The 16,396-nt window shown below is 62.2% G+C and carries 16 protein-coding genes; 11 read left to right on the top strand and 5 right to left on the bottom strand.

Annotated features, from left to right (window positions below; translation table 11 throughout):
* The first annotated feature begins 1 nt into the window (after window position 1).
* The 8 genes from folP to NX84_RS11270 are packed head-to-tail and all read left to right on the top strand — an operon-like array spanning window position 2 to window position 5,922.
* Complete coding sequence (gene folP / locus NX84_RS11305) at window positions 2-931, top strand: dihydropteroate synthase (protein ID WP_039676631.1); 930 nt, start codon at window positions 2-4, stop codon at window positions 929-931.
* A gap of 3 nt (window positions 932-934) precedes the next feature.
* Window positions 935-1,306 carry a dihydroneopterin aldolase gene (gene folB, locus NX84_RS11300; protein ID WP_039676629.1) on the top strand — a complete coding sequence of 124 codons (372 nt, stop codon included), beginning with the start codon at window positions 935-937 and terminating at the stop codon, window positions 1,304-1,306.
* Window positions 1,306-1,779 (top strand): 2-amino-4-hydroxy-6-hydroxymethyldihydropteridine diphosphokinase, encoded by a 474-nt coding sequence (folK, locus tag NX84_RS11295; protein ID WP_039676627.1) that lies wholly within the window; start codon window positions 1,306-1,308, stop codon window positions 1,777-1,779. The genes folB and folK overlap by 1 nt, the downstream gene beginning before the upstream one ends.
* Window positions 1,779-2,252 (top strand): DUF3180 domain-containing protein, encoded by a 474-nt coding sequence (locus NX84_RS11290; protein WP_039676625.1) that lies wholly within the window; start codon window positions 1,779-1,781, stop codon window positions 2,250-2,252. The genes folK and NX84_RS11290 overlap by 1 nt, the downstream gene beginning before the upstream one ends.
* Before the next feature lie 5 nt (window positions 2,253-2,257).
* Complete coding sequence (locus NX84_RS11285; protein WP_039676673.1) at window positions 2,258-3,502, top strand: DUF6779 domain-containing protein; 1,245 nt, start codon at window positions 2,258-2,260, stop codon at window positions 3,500-3,502.
* A complete protein-coding gene (locus tag NX84_RS11280) occupies window positions 3,503-4,180 on the top strand; it encodes a Rossmann-fold NAD(P)-binding domain-containing protein (RefSeq protein WP_052319769.1) in 678 nt (225 codons plus the stop codon). It begins immediately after the preceding gene.
* A gap of 23 nt (window positions 4,181-4,203) precedes the next feature.
* A complete protein-coding gene (locus NX84_RS11275; protein ID WP_052319771.1) occupies window positions 4,204-4,935 on the top strand; it encodes a pantoate--beta-alanine ligase in 732 nt (243 codons plus the stop codon).
* A 39-nt stretch (window positions 4,936-4,974) separates the two neighbouring features.
* Window positions 4,975-5,922, top strand: a complete 948-nt coding sequence (locus NX84_RS11270; protein ID WP_039676621.1) for a 2-dehydropantoate 2-reductase — start codon at window positions 4,975-4,977, stop codon at window positions 5,920-5,922.
* A 47-nt stretch (window positions 5,923-5,969) separates the two neighbouring features.
* On the opposite strand, the gene NX84_RS11265 is transcribed toward NX84_RS11270, so the two are convergent.
* Window positions 5,970-8,069, bottom strand: coding sequence for a PhoX family protein (locus NX84_RS11265; RefSeq protein WP_039676619.1), 2,100 nt, complete (start codon window positions 8,067-8,069; stop codon window positions 5,970-5,972).
* A 169-nt stretch (window positions 8,070-8,238) separates the two neighbouring features.
* On the opposite strand from NX84_RS11265, the gene lysS reads away from it, so the two are divergent.
* Both lysS and NX84_RS11255 read left to right on the top strand, forming a co-directional pair.
* On the top strand, window positions 8,239-9,813 hold the full coding sequence (gene lysS, locus NX84_RS11260; RefSeq protein ID WP_039676618.1) for a lysine--tRNA ligase: 1,575 nt from the start codon (window positions 8,239-8,241) through the stop codon (window positions 9,811-9,813).
* A 117-nt stretch (window positions 9,814-9,930) separates the two neighbouring features.
* Window positions 9,931-10,875 (top strand): hypothetical protein, encoded by a 945-nt coding sequence (locus NX84_RS11255; protein WP_052319768.1) that lies wholly within the window; start codon window positions 9,931-9,933, stop codon window positions 10,873-10,875.
* Window positions 10,876-10,906: 31 nt separating this feature from the next.
* On the opposite strand, the gene NX84_RS11250 is transcribed toward NX84_RS11255, so the two are convergent.
* Window positions 10,907-11,248 carry a hypothetical protein gene (locus tag NX84_RS11250; RefSeq protein ID WP_039676617.1) on the bottom strand — a complete coding sequence of 114 codons (342 nt, stop codon included), beginning with the start codon at window positions 11,246-11,248 and terminating at the stop codon, window positions 10,907-10,909.
* 204 nt (window positions 11,249-11,452) lie between these two features.
* Between NX84_RS11250 and NX84_RS11245 the strand changes: the two genes are divergently transcribed.
* Window positions 11,453-12,853: an MDR family MFS transporter gene (locus tag NX84_RS11245; RefSeq protein ID WP_039676615.1), complete on the top strand. Its 1,401-nt coding sequence runs from the start codon at window positions 11,453-11,455 to the stop codon at window positions 12,851-12,853.
* 22 nt (window positions 12,854-12,875) lie between these two features.
* On the opposite strand, the gene NX84_RS11240 is transcribed toward NX84_RS11245, so the two are convergent.
* From NX84_RS11240 to NX84_RS11230, 3 genes are all read right to left on the bottom strand, one after another.
* Complete coding sequence (locus NX84_RS11240; RefSeq protein WP_039676613.1) at window positions 12,876-14,069, bottom strand: serine/threonine-protein kinase; 1,194 nt, start codon at window positions 14,067-14,069, stop codon at window positions 12,876-12,878.
* A gap of 96 nt (window positions 14,070-14,165) precedes the next feature.
* Window positions 14,166-15,668 (bottom strand): serine/threonine-protein kinase, encoded by a 1,503-nt coding sequence (locus NX84_RS11235; protein WP_039676611.1) that lies wholly within the window; start codon window positions 15,666-15,668, stop codon window positions 14,166-14,168.
* Window positions 15,669-15,670: 2 nt separating this feature from the next.
* On the bottom strand, window positions 15,671-16,330 hold the full coding sequence (locus NX84_RS11230; protein WP_039676610.1) for a hypothetical protein: 660 nt from the start codon (window positions 16,328-16,330) through the stop codon (window positions 15,671-15,673).
* Window positions 16,331-16,396 lie beyond the last annotated feature (66 nt).

Genomic DNA, 16,396 nt, shown 5'->3' with positions numbered 1-16,396 from the left:
TATGGCAGTCAGCAACCTCACCGTCCCCGGCCGCACGTTGGTCATGGGAATCCTCAATGTCACGGAGGATTCCTTCTCTGACGGTGGGCGCTGGATCAAGGTGGATGATGCTCTTGCCCACGCCCGCCACCTCGTGGAAGCGGGCGCGGACATGATTGACGTCGGCGGCGAATCCACCCGCCCCGGTGCGGTGCGCGTAGCTGCCGAGGAGGAAGAGCGCCGCGTCGTGCCCGTCATCAAGGCGCTGCACGAGGAGGGGATTAAGACCTCGGTGGATACGATGCGGGCGTCGGTAGCTGCAGCGGCGGCCGAGGCCGGCGTGGACATGATCAATGATGTCTCTGGTGGCGCTGCCGACCCGGACATGTACCGCACCATGGCTGCCACGGGTCTGCCGGTGTGCCTTATGCACTGGCGCACCGTCCAGTTCGGCAGCGCCGCCGGCGTGGCGGACCACGGCGGGGATGTGGTGCGCGATGTGCACGATTCTTTGGCGGCTCTGGCGGATTCCGCACTGGCCGCCGGCGTTAGCCACGACAACATCGTGGTCGACCCCGGCCTAGGCTTTGCTAAGTCCCCACAGGATAACTGGGCGCTGCTCAAGGCCCTGCCGGAGTTCCTCCAAGGCGAGTTCCCGCTGCTTGTGGGAGCCTCCCGCAAGCGTTTTCTGGCTGCCATCCGGGAGGATCGTGGTGCCGAGTCCAGCCCGCTGCTCGCGGACCCTGCCACTGCAGCAGTGACGGCCATTTCCGCGCAGATGGGCGCGTGGGGCGTGCGCGTGCATGAGGTGGATGTTTCGCGCGATGCCGTGGACGTGGCTGCTGCCTGGAATTCTGGCGCGGCGTACACGGGCGGCGCGCATGCCTCCGGTAGCTATGCCAACGGCGCTGACGGCGGTACGGTGGTCTCGACTTCTTTGGGAAGGGCTTAAAACATGGCGGATCGCATCGAACTTACTGGCTTGGAATGCTTTGGCTACCACGGTGTCTTCGAGGAAGAGAAGAAGACGGGGCAGCCCTTCATCGTGGATGTCACCTGTTGGTTAGACACTGCAGGCATCGAGGACGACCTGTCGCGGACAGTGAATTACGCCGAGCTTGCCGACGTCACCGCAAACATCGTCGAAGGCCCGTCCCGCGATCTCATCGAGACAGTGGCCGCGGAGGTCGCCGAGACTGCAATGGAGCGCTTCGAGATTCTTCACGCAATCGAGGTGACCATCCACAAGCCGAAGGCACCCATCCCACGCACCTTCGCCGACGTGGCCGTTGTAGCCCGCCGCTCTCGGAAGAGGATGGCAGGCTAATGCGCGCCGTGCTGTCCATCGGCTCCAATATGGAAGACCGCCGCGCGCTCCTCCAGACCGTCTTCGACGAGTTTGCCGATGAGACCATCGCCGCCTCTCCGGTCTATGCCACCCCACCATGGGGCGTGACCGACCAGGGAGATTTCCTCAACGCGGTGCTCATCGTGGACGTGGACTGTACTCCGCTGGAGCTTTTGCGCCGCGGACAAAAACTAGAAGAAGCCGCTGAGCGCGTGCGCGTGCGGCACTGGGGTCCGCGGACCTTGGACGTGGACATCGTGCAGGTCGACGGAGTGACCTCCGAGGACCCAGAACTCACCCTGCCGCACCCCTATGCCCACCAGCGCGCTTTCGTGCTCGTGCCATGGTTGGCTGCGGACCCAGACGCGGAGCTCAACGGCACCTCAGTACGCGAGCTCATCGCCGGCCTCGACGAAGAAGAGGTTGCGGCGGTGAAGGAAGTGAGGGAGTGATGACGAGGACGTCGATAAGCGCGCTCGTCGCAACGGCCCTGTTTGTGGCCGCCGCGGCTGCTATCCTCACTACCCGCTTTTATGGTTCCATGCTGGCGATTCCGGTGACGGTTTCAATTTCGCTGTGGGCCATGGCGGTGGTGTGCGGCGTCCTTACTCTCAAAGTGCGCAGTGCCAAGGAGGATGAGCACGGCATCGGACTGGACAACTCGCAGCTTAACCCCATGACTATTGCGCAATTCCTGCTGGTAGGAAAAGCATCAGCATGGACAGGCGCCATCGTGGGTGGGGCCTATGCCGGCATCGCCGTGTACGTCGTGCCGCGCGTCGGCGAACTCGTGGCTGCCGCCGGTGACCTGGCGGGAGTGCTTGCCTCCGCGCTGGGTGGTGCGGCCATGAGCGTAGCCGGTGTGGTCTTGGAGCGACACTGCGAGGTTCCACCTCCAACAGACGGGGCACAAGCGGTAAGTTAGTGGTCATGACGAGCCCGCAGCATGCCCCCGAGTCCCCGCACGAGCCGGCACCTTCACAGGCCACGCCGCCGACTTCTGAGCCTGAGCCCCAGTCCGAGTCGAAGACGGACGCCGGTTCTATCGGTCTCATCATCTTGGTCATTCTGGCCGTGATTGCCAGCCTGGTCATGCTCATTTGGGGCTCGGTCAATGCGCTCAAGATTGCGCTGCTTGCTGCGCTGTGGGCAGCGGTTCTCGGCTTCTTCCTCGTGGTGCGCTACCGCCGCCAGGCGCAGGAGGCCAAGGAGCTACTTGCCGTGGAGCGCGCTCATGCTGCGTCCGCGCTGACCGCCTCCGGCGCGTCCACAGCGGATAACAGCGAGGTGCTCGCAGAGATCCGTTCTGAGCTGGAAGCCATCCGTTCCCAGATTGAGGAAATCTCGGGCCGCGAGTGGGTCTACGAACCCGCAGCCCTGTATGCGGAGGCTCGCCGCATCCAGGAGCTGGAGCGCAAGGCCGGCAGCGCCGGCGTGGATGAGCGCGGCGATGCCAACTCCGTGAATTTCACCCAGAAGTCTGGCGGTGCCCCGACTGCCGACGCCGTCGCGGGCCGCCTCGGCACTCAGCCCACCCACCCGGTAAGCAACCCGCTGGATAACCTGATTGCGGAGAAGCCTGCAGCCAAGCCTGCCGGTAAGCCACAGCCGCAGCCGGCGGAGCAGCCGACTCGTCAGCAGCAGCCACAGCGCTCGCAGCAACAGCCGCAGCGCTCGCAGGAGCAGGGAGCACGACCGGCACCGTTTGGCGCGCCGCGCTCCTCGCAGGGCCAGGCCCCGGCATTCCGCCCGATGGGCGAGCCGCGCCGAGAGGACCAGCCCGCGCAGCCGACGCAGACGCCGCAACCGACGCGATCTGCACAGACGCCGAAGCCTGCGCAGCCTGCTCAATCGGTTAAGCGCGCAGAAGGTGGACCGTCGTCTGAGACGACGGCGCAGAAGCAGCCGGAATTCAAGACCGATAGTTTCCAAGCCGTGCAGTGGAACCAGGGTGCTGCAGGTGCGCAGCACATCAAGGAGGAAGCTGGCTCCGCGCAGCCGCACCACCGTCACCGCAAGCCCGAGGAAGGCAGCGCGCAGCAGGCAGCGCCGGCAGAGGGCACTCGCGGCCGCCGCCGCAGTGATGAGAAGCGCGAGGGCGCGGTCTCCGTGGCTGAGCTCATGGCGCGCAGCAAGCGCGGGAAGGAACAGCGGAACAAGGACGAAAAGAAGTAGATGCAGGCACCACGCATGCGGGTAGCGGTGTGGGGTAATTCCCGAGCCGGTATTAACTTCGCTCGTCGTCTGGAGTTAGCCGGCCACACTATCGAACGCCTCGGGGATCCCGCCCAGCTGGACCGCTTCGATGCGCTGATTCTCGCCGCGACGGCGAGGGAGCTGGAGGGGGCAGTGGGGGACGTCGAAAAGCACGTGCGCCCGAGACAGATCGTCATCCACACCTCGTTGTTGGCCGGCGTGGAGGCGCTCGATGAGCTGGAGACGCAGGGCTGCGTGACGATTGCCGCAGCGCCAATGGGTGACTCCTACGCGGTGAGCTCACCCGATGAGGTAGCGGAGACCGTCATTAGTCTGTTGCTCTCAGAGATTCACCAGACCGCAGAAACGGTGACTGAGGCACAACGTGCCGAGCGAGCCGCGCGGCTGTTCTACGCGGAAATGCTCGCTGCACTCACCGCGTGGGCGTCGATAAAAGCGGAGATTATCGAAGATTTTATGGGCAGCTCCTTCGACCTCGACGCCGATGACATTATCGATGCCTACCCCGCCGCCGTGGAGCTCGGCATGGCGCGCAACTACCGCGATGTTGCCCGGATGGTGGGCGAGCAGGAGAAGATTGAAGAACTGGAACTGTGGGCAGTAAGAAAGGAAGCGCCGTGGCAGAACAACTCCTAGTGGAGGACATTGAGCGCATCCGCATGGTGGGCAGCGCCTACTGCAAGACGGGCAAGCGCGTGGTGCTCGTACCGCTGGGCCGCGATATTCATGCGGGTCACTTGGCCCTGGTGCAGGCGGCACAGCGCGTGCGTGGTGGCGTGGTTGTCGTCGCCGTTGACGACGACGCTGACATCACCGCCCTCGACGGCGTCGACGTGGTGTGGCGCTATGGCAAGCAGAGCCAGCGCACGCGGATCCTTGCACCCGATCACGGAATGGAAGACGTCAGCGCCGAGCTGACACGCATTGTGGCGCTGACCTGTGCGCTTGGGCCCAGCGATGTGTTCATGGGGGAGAAGGACTACGAGCTGCTCGTGGCTACCCAGCAGGCCTTTACAGACTTCAACATTGGTACGCGTGTGCAGGGCGTACCCTCGGTGCGCATGCCGGATGGGGTGGTGATGAGTCTACGCAACGCTGACGTGGCACCCGAAGCTCGCGAGCAAGCCGGCGCCTTGTCAGCGGCACTCACCGCTGGTGCGTACGCGGCGGAATCCGGGGCCGAGGAGGTCGTTCGCGTCGCCCGTGAGGTGCTGGCCGCCGCAGGCGTCGAGCCGAAATACGTGGAGCTGCGCGGGCGCGACCTGGGTGAGGCCCCCGCAGAGGGCGATGGCCGCCTCTTTATCGCCGCCACCGTGGGTGGGGTGCGGCTCATCGATAACGCGGGTGTGCCGTTGGGCATTGGCTTCCGCAACTTGGAGCAGCGTGGATAAAAGCCTGTGGCATGCGTTACAACCAGCTAGGTTGGTGGCATGAAGATTGGCATTTTGGGAGCCGGCGCGATCGGCGGATACTTTGGCGGAAAACTGAAACAAGCAGGCCACGACGTAGCCTTTGTGGCACGTGGTGAGAGCTTGCGGGTGCTGGGGGAGACGGGCGTGACGCTGATCGATGCGCACTCCGAGCCCACCACGACCGAGGTTATTCAGGTCCCCGGTGTGCGTTCTTTCGCAAAGGTCAAAGAACTGCTGGGTGGTTTGGATGTGGCGATTATTGCCTCCAAGGCTTTGCCAGGAAACGAGACCTTCGGTAGTGCCGAAGACCGTGCGGCCCTGCAGGGCGTTCCGGTCGTGACCACCCACAATTCGGTGGAGATCCCTTACCTGGCGGCTGAGGAATTTGGGGAGGAGAACATCCTCGCTGGTGTGGCCCGCGTTTATTCCACGCGTTTGAGCCCGGCGCGGATCAAGCGAAACCCAGGGCCCTTGGCATTGGCCTTTGGTCCGTTGAGTGCCAACGCGCCAGAGTCTGTGCGCCAGGCCGGCAAGGACCTTGCTGCAGCACTGAAGGAGTCCGGGGCTTCTAGTAAATTCCATGACGCCGCGCTTGTCGACGTCTGGTCGAAAGCCATGTTTGTCACCTCCACCGGTGCCCTGGGTGCCTTGGTGGACAAGCCCATTGGCTACCTGTGCCAGGAGATCCCCGGCCAGTTGGAGGCTTTCATGAAAGAAGTCGAGGCGGCCGGACGCGGCATGGGCGTAGAGCTGCCCGACGATGTGGTCGAGCAGACCATGGAGTTCGCCCGCCAGCAGCACCCGGACAATACGTCCTCGATGCAGCGTGACATCAAAGAAGGTCTACCAAACGAACTTGACGCCCAGGTCGGAGCAATCCGACGCATGGGCGCCAAAGCTGGGGCTAAGACCCCGCTGTGGGACTTCGCGCAGGATGTGCTCGAAGCCCAGCTGCGCTCGTCCTAAGACGAGCAGGTGAGTAGCGTGGGTGCGCTACTCACCGAGGAGGTTCTTTACTTAGAACCGATCTTGCCGTCCTTCTTCCAGACCACAACCACGGCCGGACGCGGGGTGGAGTTGCCACCGTCAGGCCAGTGGGAGGTAGCGTTCTCGAAGGTGGCGTCATCGGCCTCACCCGGGTGCTGAACGTTGACCATCACGCGGTCATCATCAACAATCGGGCCACAGGTCTCAGCGCCAGCCGGGACGGTGAGGAAGCACTTGAGCTCGCCGCGGGTTTCACCATCAACGGTCACGGCGTACAGACCGTCGTTGGAATCCAGGGCGTTGCCGTCGGTGGAAATCCACAGGTTGCCGTGGTTATCGAAGGCCAGGTTATCCGGGCAGGAAATCGGGGAGACCTTCTCCTTGTCGAAGCCACCGAAGTAGGTGTTGGCTTCCTTCGGGTCACCACAGACCAGCAGAAGGTTCCAGGTGAACTTCTCACCAGCGTGGTCGTCCTCGATCTCCATGACGAGGCCGTTCTTGTTCTCCTTGACCGGAGCGTACTCCATCGGGTCTTCCTGGTTCTTCTTGGCGTTTTCGCCGGTAGCACCGCGGTACTTGTTGTTGGTCAGAGCAACGTAGACCTTGTCGTTGGCCGGGCTGATCTCCACGTCCTCCGGGCGGTCCATCTTGGTAGCGCCGACCTTGTCAGCAGCCTCACGGGTGAAGATGGCAACTTCCTCAGCGGACATGCCATCAACGTGGGACTCGTACTTATCGTTCTCGGTGTCAGAGGTCAGCAGCTTGACCCACTCACCGGAGCCGTCAAAAGCGCCGTCCTCCGGCAGGACACCGGAACCGTCGATTTCCTTCTCCGGGGAGTTGCCTTCCATCTTGGCCACGTAGAGGGTGCCGTGGTCCAGAATGGACATGTTGTGCTTGAGGTCGCCTTCCTTGTACTTCTTGGAGGAGACGAACTTGTAGATGTACTCGAATCGAGCGTCATCACCGGAGTAGCACACCACGGTGTCGTCCTTGGTGATGTGGATGTTGCCGGCCTCGTGCTTGTAGCGGCCCACTGCGGTGTGCTTAACCGGGGTGGATTCCGGATCGAGCGGGTCGATCTCTACCAGCCAGCCGAAGCGGTTCGGCTCGTTCGGCTCCTTGGTGACGTCGAAGCGGTCATCGTACTTCTCCCACTTACGCTCGGACGGGCCTTCCTTGATGCCGAAACGCTTGAGGGACTCAGCTGCCTTCTCATCCTTGACGTCGCCACCAGCGAAGTACTGGTCAAAGTTCTCCTCGCCGGACAGCATGGTGTTCCACGGGGTCACGCCACCGGAGCAGTTGTTGAGGGTACCGAGGACCTTCTCGCCCTTCTGGTCAGCAGAAGTCTTAACAAAGTCAGAGCCCTTTGCCGGGCCAACCAGGGTGAACGGGGTGGTGGCGGTGATACGGCGGTTGAGCGGTCCGAATTCGCGCTTGAGCTCACCGGTGTCGCCCACCTTGGAGACCTCGAGGATGGTGTGGCCGTGGCCAGCCCAACCAATCTTGACCTGCTCTTCGGTCGGGTTCTCCGGATCGTAATCCGGGAACATCATCGGCTCAGTGGTGTACTCGTGGGAGCACATGTAGATGAGGCGGTTCTCGTCATCCGGGTGCTTGATGAGACCAGCGAAGTCATTGTTGAAGCCGAACTGCTTCTCAGCAGCTTCGGCGGTCTGGTTGTTGACATCGAACTCCGGAGCGCCTTCGATGACCGGGTCGCCCCAGGCGATAAGAACGGACTGCTCGTAGCCCTTCGGGATAACAACCTCATCCTTGGTGTTCGGCTCGACCTTCTCGAAGTGCATGCCCTCAGCGGAGGTCAGCTCAATTTCCGATTCCTTGACTTCGGAGGTCTTGCCAGCGGCGCTGCTGCCAGCAGCAGAGTCTTCCTCACCCGGAGCGGCACACGCAGCCAGGGCGGAGGAGCCACCGACGGCGACGACAGCCAAGCCGCCGGCGCGCAGAGCGGTACGACGGGAGAACTGGTCGCCGAAGTACGGGTTATCAGAGGTGTTCTCGCACTCGCCGAAGCAGGCGTTACCGCACTTGTACGTGCAGGTAAGGGAGGAACGAGAAGAGGTGAACATGTTGGTCAAAAGGTTGCGGCCTTGAAGTGCCATGGGGGTGCTCCAGAGATCGTAGTAATTGAGATACGCAGAGATGTCGCATCGGACGCTCTGAGTTAATCCTGTTAAGGTGACCAGCCTCTTGATCTCGCGTGTCCTTCAGGTGAACACTCTGTGAACCGGGATCGCGCCCGCACATAGGGATCGACTACCCTAGACAACCGTGAGCGAGAAGAAGAATACTGAAGTTAACGACGTCCCTGAGCAGCTGCGCATTCGCCGCGAGAAGCGCGCTCGTTTGCTGGAATCCGGCACCGATCCTTACCCGGTGACCGTTGAGCGCACGATCTCCATGAAGGATCTGCGCCAGAAGTACCAGGTGCTGGCTGAAGGCGAAGAGCCTGCCGGTGATGAGGGAGTTACCTACCTTAATGCTGGTGAGGAGACCGACGTTGAGGTCGCTATTGCTGGCCGCCTTATCTTTATGCGCAATACCGGCAAGCTGTGCTTCGCCACCTTGCAGGACGGCGACGGCACCCAGGTGCAGGCCATGCTCTCCCTGGCTGAGGTAGGCGAGGAGCGCCTCGCGGCTTGGAAATCTGACGTAGACTTGGGTGACTTCATCTCCGTGCGTGGCCGCGTTATTGCTTCGCGCCGTGGTGAGCTGTCCGTCATGGCTTCCGCATGGACCATGGCTGCTAAGTCCCTGCGCCCGCTGCCGGTCTCCTTCGCTGACATGAATGAGGAGACCCGCGTTCGCCAGCGCTACAATGACCTCATTGTGCGCGAGGAGGCTCGCAAGAATGCCATGACCCGTGTGAAGGTCATGCGTGCGCTGCGCAATTACCTGGAGGGTGAGGGCTTCGTAGAAATCGAAACCCCGATGCTCCAGACTCTGCATGGCGGTGCGGCAGCCCGCCCCTTCGTGACCCACTCCAATGCGCTGGATATCGACCTTTACCTGCGCATCGCTCCGGAGCTGTTCCTGAAGAGGGCCGTCGTTGGCGGCATTGACCGTGTCTTTGAGATCAACCGCAACTTCCGTAATGAAGGCGTGGACCGCTCTCACTCCCCAGAGTTCGCCATGCTGGAGACCTATGCCGCATGGGGTGACTACGACGACTGCGCACGTACCACTCGCGAGTCCATCCAGGCCGTGGCCCGCGCCGTCTTCGGCTCCACCACCGTGACGTTGGCTGATGGCACCGAGTATGGCTTCGGCGGCGAGGAGTGGCCGGAGATTGAGATGTACCCTTCCCTCAATGAGGCTCTGCAGCGCAAGTTCCCGGGCCAGCCGGAGGTCACCATCGATACCGACGTGGAAACACTGAAGGGCATCGCTGACGTCATTGGTCTTGATGTGCCGAAGAACGGCGGCTGGGGCCACGGCAAGCTGGTCGAGGAAATCTGGGAGGTTCTTTGTGAGGACCAGCTGGAAGGTCCGATCTTTGTGAAGAATTTCCCGGTGGAGACCTCCCCGCTGACCCGTCAGCACCGCTCCAAGCCGGGTGTCACCGAGAAATGGGACCTCTACGTCCGCGGATTCGAGCTTGCTACCGGCTACTCCGAGCTGGTGGACCCGGTTATCCAGCGTGAGCGCTTCGAGGACCAGGCTCGCTTGGCCGCCGGTGGCGATGAGGAAGCCATGGTGTTGGATGAGGACTTCCTGGCAGCCATGGAGCAGGGTATGCCGCCGACAGCCGGCACCGGCATGGGCGTTGACCGTCTGCTCATGGCCTTGACTGGCCTGGGCATTCGTGAGACCGTTCTCTTCCCGATTGTGAAGCCGGAAGCCTAACTTTTCACGCTTCCGCTCCGCTCCCGCGCACGCCGTCGTCTCGGCTGCGCGGGCTTTGTTATAGAAAAGTTTCTTCTTTTCCCAGGCGAGCTGCCAACTCGTGGAACGATGCAAGGTATGAAAAAGCTTTTCCCTATCCTTTCCGTCGCGCTGCTCGCCTGCGCTGCGGCGTCGTGCTCGTCTACCACTGACACCGCCAGCGATGAGCCAGAGTTCCAGCAGTCCTCCGCCGCCGAAACGTCCTCTGAAGCAGCTGAGTCTTCCGAAGAAAGTCCGGCGCCCACGACCACTGGAGAGGAGGAAGAGAAAGAAGAAGACGACACTGGACTGCAGGAGAAAGACAAAGAGGCATTTATTGCGACCAACGCACCTAGCCACGCAACTTCCACCGTGTATGGAGTGGGCAGCCCAGATGACCGCGTAGCCTGCACAGTCACTGAGGACAAAGGGTTGATTGGATGCAACGTTAACTTTGCAGATCCGCCCCTGTACCCAGCAAGTGGTCTGCCGACCTGGCTGTCCAATTCCGTCGATTTTGACTCGGATAAAGGTTTTTATCCCAATCTGAAGCTGGGCGGTGATAGTGCTCCTCCTACCACGCTTGAGGCGGGCAGCACCGTTTCCATGGCCGGAGTGACCTTTGAGGCCGCAAGCGAGGACGAGTTCACGGTGACGATTGACGGACACCACTTCACGGTCAAGGACCAGGGTCAGTACTACTCGGAGACCTTCCCGCCGGAACCGGATGCAGAAGGCCATGACACGATCGGTACGGTCTGCGGGGACGCAGGCAACGGCGAGTACGTCTACGCCAAGACAAACGATACGAATTGTGCGCGAGCGATGGAAGTTATTGACTACTACAAGAATTACGACTTCGCACCGATGGAGGGCGGCAACCGCGGCTACCTCATGGAGGACGACTTCAGCTGCTCCTACAACGCTGATGCCGGCTGGCCGGACCAGCCAGAATATCGCTGGCTGGGATGCAGCATCGAAGGTGCTGGTGAAGTCGTTGTTCTCGACTCAAATGCCCGCGCGCTCATTTCAGCGCAAGGTTAAACGCCAAGGCTAAGCGATAAACATTCAATGATTAGGGCTGGCTGCGCGTCACGGTGAGTTCGTAGGATCCGCTGGGCGTCGTAAAGCACAGCATCGAGGTCCCCTCCGGGATGGCCGCGGTGCTCTGTGGAACGAGCCGGATGGGTCCGTTGGTGCGGCTGCGTGGGGAGGAGAGTTCGGCGGCTAGGAAGCTGCCCACGTTGCTCACCATCCAATTATCTTCCTGCTGCCAAAAGCGGAGGAAGTGGCGGTGCATGGAGGCATCCTCAGGGGCGAGGGGAAAGTCGCCGTCGCGGCCCGCCACCAGCTGCTGCCCGGGACGCACGATGATGCTGTTCCCGGCAGGGCTGATGAGGTGGAGCTCCCGCTGCATCCGATGGGGCCTTTCTCTAGCGGGCAGGTTGGTGTTTACCCTGCCATCTCACCCACTCTGTCCGCTGACATTTTGGGGAGTGTCACCCAGGCCACAATAGCTGTGCTCCGTGTGGCGCCCGTGCGCAGCGAGTAGTACTCTATGCCCTTTGCGCTTAGCCACCGTGGCGAGGCGGTGTGGTTGTGGAAAGGTGTTGCTGGCTGCATGTCCGCTGAGATCCCTGCAAAGGTCGTCATCAACCTCAGCATCTTGGTGCTGGGGGCCATGGTCATGATCCTCAATGAGACGTCGCTGTCGGTGGCGCTGCCAACGATCATGGCGGACTTCGGAATCCCTGCTACCAGCGCGCAGTGGCTGCTTACCGGCTTTATGCTCACCATGGCTGTGGTGATTCCGACGACGGGTTTCCTCATTGAAAGGCTCACCACTCGCCAGATCTTCCTCGCGTCCACCGGCCTGTTTCTCGTCGGCACGGTGGTGGCGGCGCTTGCGCCGAGCTTTGTCGTTCTTCTCCTCGGCCGCGTGCTGCAGGCAGGTGGCACAGCGCTGATGATTCCGACGCTCATGACCGTGGCCATGACCCTGGTCCCGCCGCAACGCCGAGGAACCGTGATGGGGATTATCTCCGTCGTGATTTCGGTGGCACCTGCCCTGGGCCCGACGGTTGGTGGCGCGATTCTTAACCGCTTTACCTGGCACGTCATTTTCTGGGCCATGGTTCCCCTCATGGCGCTTATCTTGGTCGCGGGCCTGTGGCGCTTGAGCAACGTGGGCGCAAGCCGCGAGGTGCCGCTGGATGGCCTCTCCGTAGTCCTGTCTGCCGTTGCTTTTGGCGGATTGGTCTACGGACTGTCCTCGATTGAGAAGATGCTCAACGGCGGTGCCTGGGTAGAGATGGCCGTGAGCATCATCGGAGCAGTGGGGCTTATCCTCTTCATTCTTCGCCAGCGGCGCCTCGCCCTGGATGATCGCGCACTGATGGACTTGCGCCCTTTCCGCGTCCGCAACTTCACGCTAGCGGTCATTATTCTGCTCGTGTCCTTCGGGCTCATGCTCGGCATGGTGACCGTCCTGCCGATTTACCTCCAAACCACCCTGGGTGCCACGGCATTCGCCACCGGCCTGGCAGTCATGCCAGGCGGTATTCTGCAGGCTTTCCTCTCACCATTTGTGGGCCGCATCTTCGATTCCTTAGGTCCGCGCCCGCTTATGATTCCGGGGTCGCTGTTCATGGTGGTGAGTCTGTGGCTTTTGGCCACATTGGGGGAATCCTCCACGTTGTGGATGGTGGTGGGCATGCACGTGCTGTTCTCCTTGGGCATGTGCCTCATGATGACCCCGTTGATGACCACCGCGCTGTCCTCGCTGCCGGAGAAGCTTTACTCGCACGGTTCTGCCATCATGAACACATTCCAGCAGTTGGCGGGCGCGATGGGTACGGCCTTCCTCGTAGTTTTCCTGACCCGCGGTACGAGTGCGGGTACCGAGGCAGGCTTGAGCGCTGCCGCCGCCACGGCGCAGGGAACGCACTGGGCCTTCCTCTTTGCGGGCATTGCCGGTATCGCCATCGCGGTGCTGGCGCCGCTGCTCAAGCGCGTGAATTAACCGCGTGGGCTAACCGTGTGGCCTAGCATAGTGGCAGGCGCAGGCGCGTCTCTTCGGCGTTCTCGCCCCACACCAGCACAGCACTGTCCGAATCCTCAGCGGCCATGTAGTACAACGGCTCCGCATCGGACAGATCGTAGCTATGCACCGTGCACTGTCCGTTGGAGAGTTCCTGTCCGCCTTGGGCTGGGCCGGCCGCTTCGCGCTTCTCGACGTCCCCATAACCCGCCACCGAGTACGTCACCCCATCAGCGGTACACGTGATTTTGGCTTCCTGGCCTTCCTCCGGATCGCGGGATTCGCACGTCGCTCCCTCAAAGCCCTCGCCGCCGGGGCGGGAGCTGAGGAGGCCCGGGTGGGCGTCGGCAAGCGCCTGCTCCTGCTCGGACCACGAGGCGCGGCCGATGAAGAACCACAGAAGACCACCGATGAGCAGCAGGGCCACAGCACCGGTACCGAGGCCTAGCAGGAGTTTCGTGGAGGACTTCTTCTTGGGTTGCTTAGGCTGCTCAGGCTGCGCTGGCTGGTGGAAAGGCTGCTGCTGGGCTGGGTGAACTGCTGGCTGCGGCGCAGTCTGGGGCGCCTGGTGGTAGGAACCCTGCGCGCGCAGAGCCTCGAGGACGGCTGCGGCGGAAGGGTAGGCCGCATCCGCGCGGAACGCCGGATAGGCAGCGGACAATAGGTGCGCGAGGCGCCCGATGACCTCCTGTGCGGAAGCGCGGGACGGAGTAAAGGCCGCATCGGGGCCTACTGTGGCGAGGAACGCCGTCGAGCGATTGCTGGTTAAGATGATGCGCCGCGGATTCAACGCACGCAGGGCATAACCGGCGCGGTCTCGCTGCAGCAGGAAGTCCACGGCGTCAGCCAGCGGGGCAAAGGTGGCCAGAGCTTCCTCCCGGGAGAGATGCCGCGCGCCCACCCCGGAGCCGGTGTAGTCCGAAAGCTGCTCACCCGGAAAGCAGCGGCGCACGAAGAACTCTTGACCGCTAGTTGTCGTGCCAGTGCCCACGATGGGGGCGATGGCGCTGTGCTGAAGCTGCCCAGCTACGCCGGCTTCTCGCAGCACGCCGCGGTGCTCGGCGGAAAACAACTCCACGAGGAGCTGATTCTGAGCTGGGTCCTCAACCAGAAACAACGTGGAACCGGCACCTTGGTCGAGGACAGCAAGTTCGCGCAGCTGGTGTTGGGTAGTGAAGAAGTCAGGAAGCGTAGTCACGATGAGAAGAGATCCTTCGGCGGTCGATGTCGAATGCCCTTCAGTGTAAGGGACAACACGTCATGCCACGAGGCAACGCAAAGAAGAAGCGCAACACTAGCACACGGGTAGGTTCAGGCGGTCCTCTTCGGCATTGGGACCTGCAAGAACGAAGGCAAAACGAGCTGATACCCCGGTGGGGTAGATTCCCCACGTGCCGGGCTGGTCGGGGATTTCGGCAGACGTGATGGTGCAGGCATCACTGCTAAGCTCCTCGACGGTGTCCGGCACGATGGCGTCGCGGTTGTCCTCGGTACCGAAGTCGGCGCCGACGAAGGTGAGGTCATCGCTTTCGCAAATGATTCGGGCACGTTGGCCCGCCTCCGGTTCCGCGGAGCGGCAATTCATGTCCTTCCACGGTGCGCGGCCAGGGCGTTTGGGGAAGAGCAGTGGGAACTCTTGGGCGAGGACCTTCTCTTCGGCGTCCCAGCCGGCCCCACGCAGCACCAGGCCACCGGCGATACTGGTCACAAGAAGTATGCCTGCTAAAACTGCGGCGAGCAGGACGTTACGGCGACGCCGCGAGTGGGCAGGCTCTGCATCGTCATTTGGTGAGACTGCTGCGCGTGCCGGGACGGCGTTGGCGGGCGTGGTGGATGGTGCTGCGCTCCGCGCGGCAGTGCGCGATGCCTCGACGGGACCCTTCGTTTCGGCTGCGGCAGCCAGAGCCTCCATCATCTCGGTGGATGTGGCAAAGCGCTGGTGCGGATCCGGATGGAGTGCGGTGGCGAAGAAGGCGTTGAGGGAGGGGGCTGAGGGACCGTCGGCAAGCGCCAGGTTCTGCGGAGTCAGTTCTGGGATGACGCGGCTGTGCGCCCACTGCTGTGGGCTCGTAGCGCGACGTAAATTGACCAAGGTAAGCATTTCCAGCGCGATGAGCGCCAGCGAGTAGCGGTCACTGGCCGCCGTGGGCTGCGGTGGGGCCTGTGCTAGCTGGGTGGGGTAGAGCTCCGGGGCCATGTACGCATCGGTGCCAACGCGCAGGCCCTCCCGAGTCATTCGGGTAGTGTCCTCATTGATGGCGATGCCAAAATCCGCGAGCATGACGGTGCATCCTTCGTCACTCGCATCACTATCCGCGATGATGTTCGCGGGTTTGACATCGCGGTGAATTACCGGGGAGGGCAGCGCCGCCAAATAATCCAGCGCCTGCGCGATGGGCGTCAGCAGCTGCACGGTCTGCTCCACCGTGAACTTGGAATTCTCCAAGATTCGGCGGTTGATGTGCGCCTCCAAACTGGGGCCACGCAGGAACTTCATGACGAAATACGGAACGCCGCCAGGGGTAATGTCGCCGTCATAGATGGGCACGATAGCGGGGTGATCCAGCGCTGCCACCGTGCGCATCTCCGCCATAAAGCGGCGGACTTCTTCATCGTCCCCGGCCGCATGCTGGGCAATGACCTTGATGGCCACCTCGCGGTCGAGGCTTTCCTTGCGGGCAAAGACAATCGTGCCCATGCCACCTGCACCGATCTGGTGGAACTGCGAATAGCCCTTGGCAATGAGCTCAGGCTCAAGATCCAAAGGCAGACCGGAGGCGGTGGGATGCGCGTTCATTGCTAGGCCGCCACGATGATGGGCTGACGGATGAGGAAAGGCTCATACCCCGCCTGACGGATGGTGATCTCGGCGGTGAAGCTGCCGGGTTCCTGCAGAACTGCGGCCAACGTGCAGACGCCGAAATTGCAGCTCACAGCGCTCTGTGTAGCGTCGTCGAGGTGGTTATTTCCTTCGGCGTCTAACAGAGCAACGCGCCATTCGGCGTTATTCTCCAAGTCTGCTTCATCACCGCTGAGATTCATGGCCTGGGCATTGAGCACGAAGATGCCGCCGACAGCCCACTGCAACACACCGGTGGGCGCCGAGCCGCTTACGGTGCCGTCATAGCCGGAGTTGTCCACCACCGCGCGCAGTGATCCGAAGCCGTATTCTTCCAGTTCAGAGTAATTTGCGGTGATTTCATCAACGGGTCCCGGGCCAGGGGTCTTGGTGGTGAGAAGGAAGGAGCCATCCTCTTGGCGCAGGTGTAGCCCGGTAGGCTCTGCGCTTTCCGACGTCCCCTCCGCCACCGTCAGCGCTGACTCCGACCGTGACGTGGTGCCATTGACCGTAAATTTCGGCGCATCCTCAGCGGTGTCCTTATCCACTGCGCACGCAGACAGCGTGAGGAGTGCTAAGCCGAGAGCGGCCAGCATGCGCAGTGAGAACGGGGCGAACATGAGAGTGGACAGGTCCTTGCAGAGTGGAGAAAACAGAGTCAGACAAAGACTATCAGCACTGCGCAG

This window comes from Corynebacterium minutissimum, from assembly GCF_000805675.1.
Lineage (GTDB): Bacteria > Actinomycetota > Actinomycetes > Mycobacteriales > Mycobacteriaceae > Corynebacterium > Corynebacterium minutissimum.
The sequence above is the reverse complement of the archived record's forward strand: the minus strand, read 5'-3'. Positions and strand labels throughout refer to the sequence as shown.

What these genes read in the sequence shown, in the direction of transcription:
- folP (WP_039676631.1), top strand. Translation starts at nt 2, where the DNA reads ATGGCAGTCAGCAACCTCACCGTCCCCGGCCGCACGTTGGTCATGGGA.
- folB (WP_039676629.1), top strand. Translation starts at nt 935, where the DNA reads ATGGCGGATCGCATCGAACTTACTGGCTTGGAATGCTTTGGCTACCAC.
- folK (WP_039676627.1), top strand. Translation starts at nt 1,306, where the DNA reads ATGCGCGCCGTGCTGTCCATCGGCTCCAATATGGAAGACCGCCGCGCG.
- NX84_RS11290 (WP_039676625.1), top strand. Translation starts at nt 1,779, where the DNA reads ATGACGAGGACGTCGATAAGCGCGCTCGTCGCAACGGCCCTGTTTGTG.
- NX84_RS11285 (WP_039676673.1), top strand. Translation starts at nt 2,258, where the DNA reads ATGACGAGCCCGCAGCATGCCCCCGAGTCCCCGCACGAGCCGGCACCT.
- NX84_RS11280 (WP_052319769.1), top strand. Translation starts at nt 3,503, where the DNA reads ATGCAGGCACCACGCATGCGGGTAGCGGTGTGGGGTAATTCCCGAGCC.
- NX84_RS11275 (WP_052319771.1), top strand. Translation starts at nt 4,204, where the DNA reads ATGGTGGGCAGCGCCTACTGCAAGACGGGCAAGCGCGTGGTGCTCGTA.
- NX84_RS11270 (WP_039676621.1), top strand. Translation starts at nt 4,975, where the DNA reads ATGAAGATTGGCATTTTGGGAGCCGGCGCGATCGGCGGATACTTTGGC.
- NX84_RS11265 (WP_039676619.1), bottom strand. Translation starts at nt 8,069, where the DNA reads ATGGCACTTCAAGGCCGCAACCTTTTGACCAACATGTTCACCTCTTCT.
- NX84_RS11255 (WP_052319768.1), top strand. Translation starts at nt 9,931, where the DNA reads ATGAAAAAGCTTTTCCCTATCCTTTCCGTCGCGCTGCTCGCCTGCGCT.
- NX84_RS11250 (WP_039676617.1), bottom strand. Translation starts at nt 11,248, where the DNA reads ATGCAGCGGGAGCTCCACCTCATCAGCCCTGCCGGGAACAGCATCATC.
- NX84_RS11245 (WP_039676615.1), top strand. Translation starts at nt 11,453, where the DNA reads ATGTCCGCTGAGATCCCTGCAAAGGTCGTCATCAACCTCAGCATCTTG.
- NX84_RS11235 (WP_039676611.1), bottom strand. Translation starts at nt 15,668, where the DNA reads ATGAACGCGCATCCCACCGCCTCCGGTCTGCCTTTGGATCTTGAGCCT.
- NX84_RS11230 (WP_039676610.1), bottom strand. Translation starts at nt 16,330, where the DNA reads ATGTTCGCCCCGTTCTCACTGCGCATGCTGGCCGCTCTCGGCTTAGCA.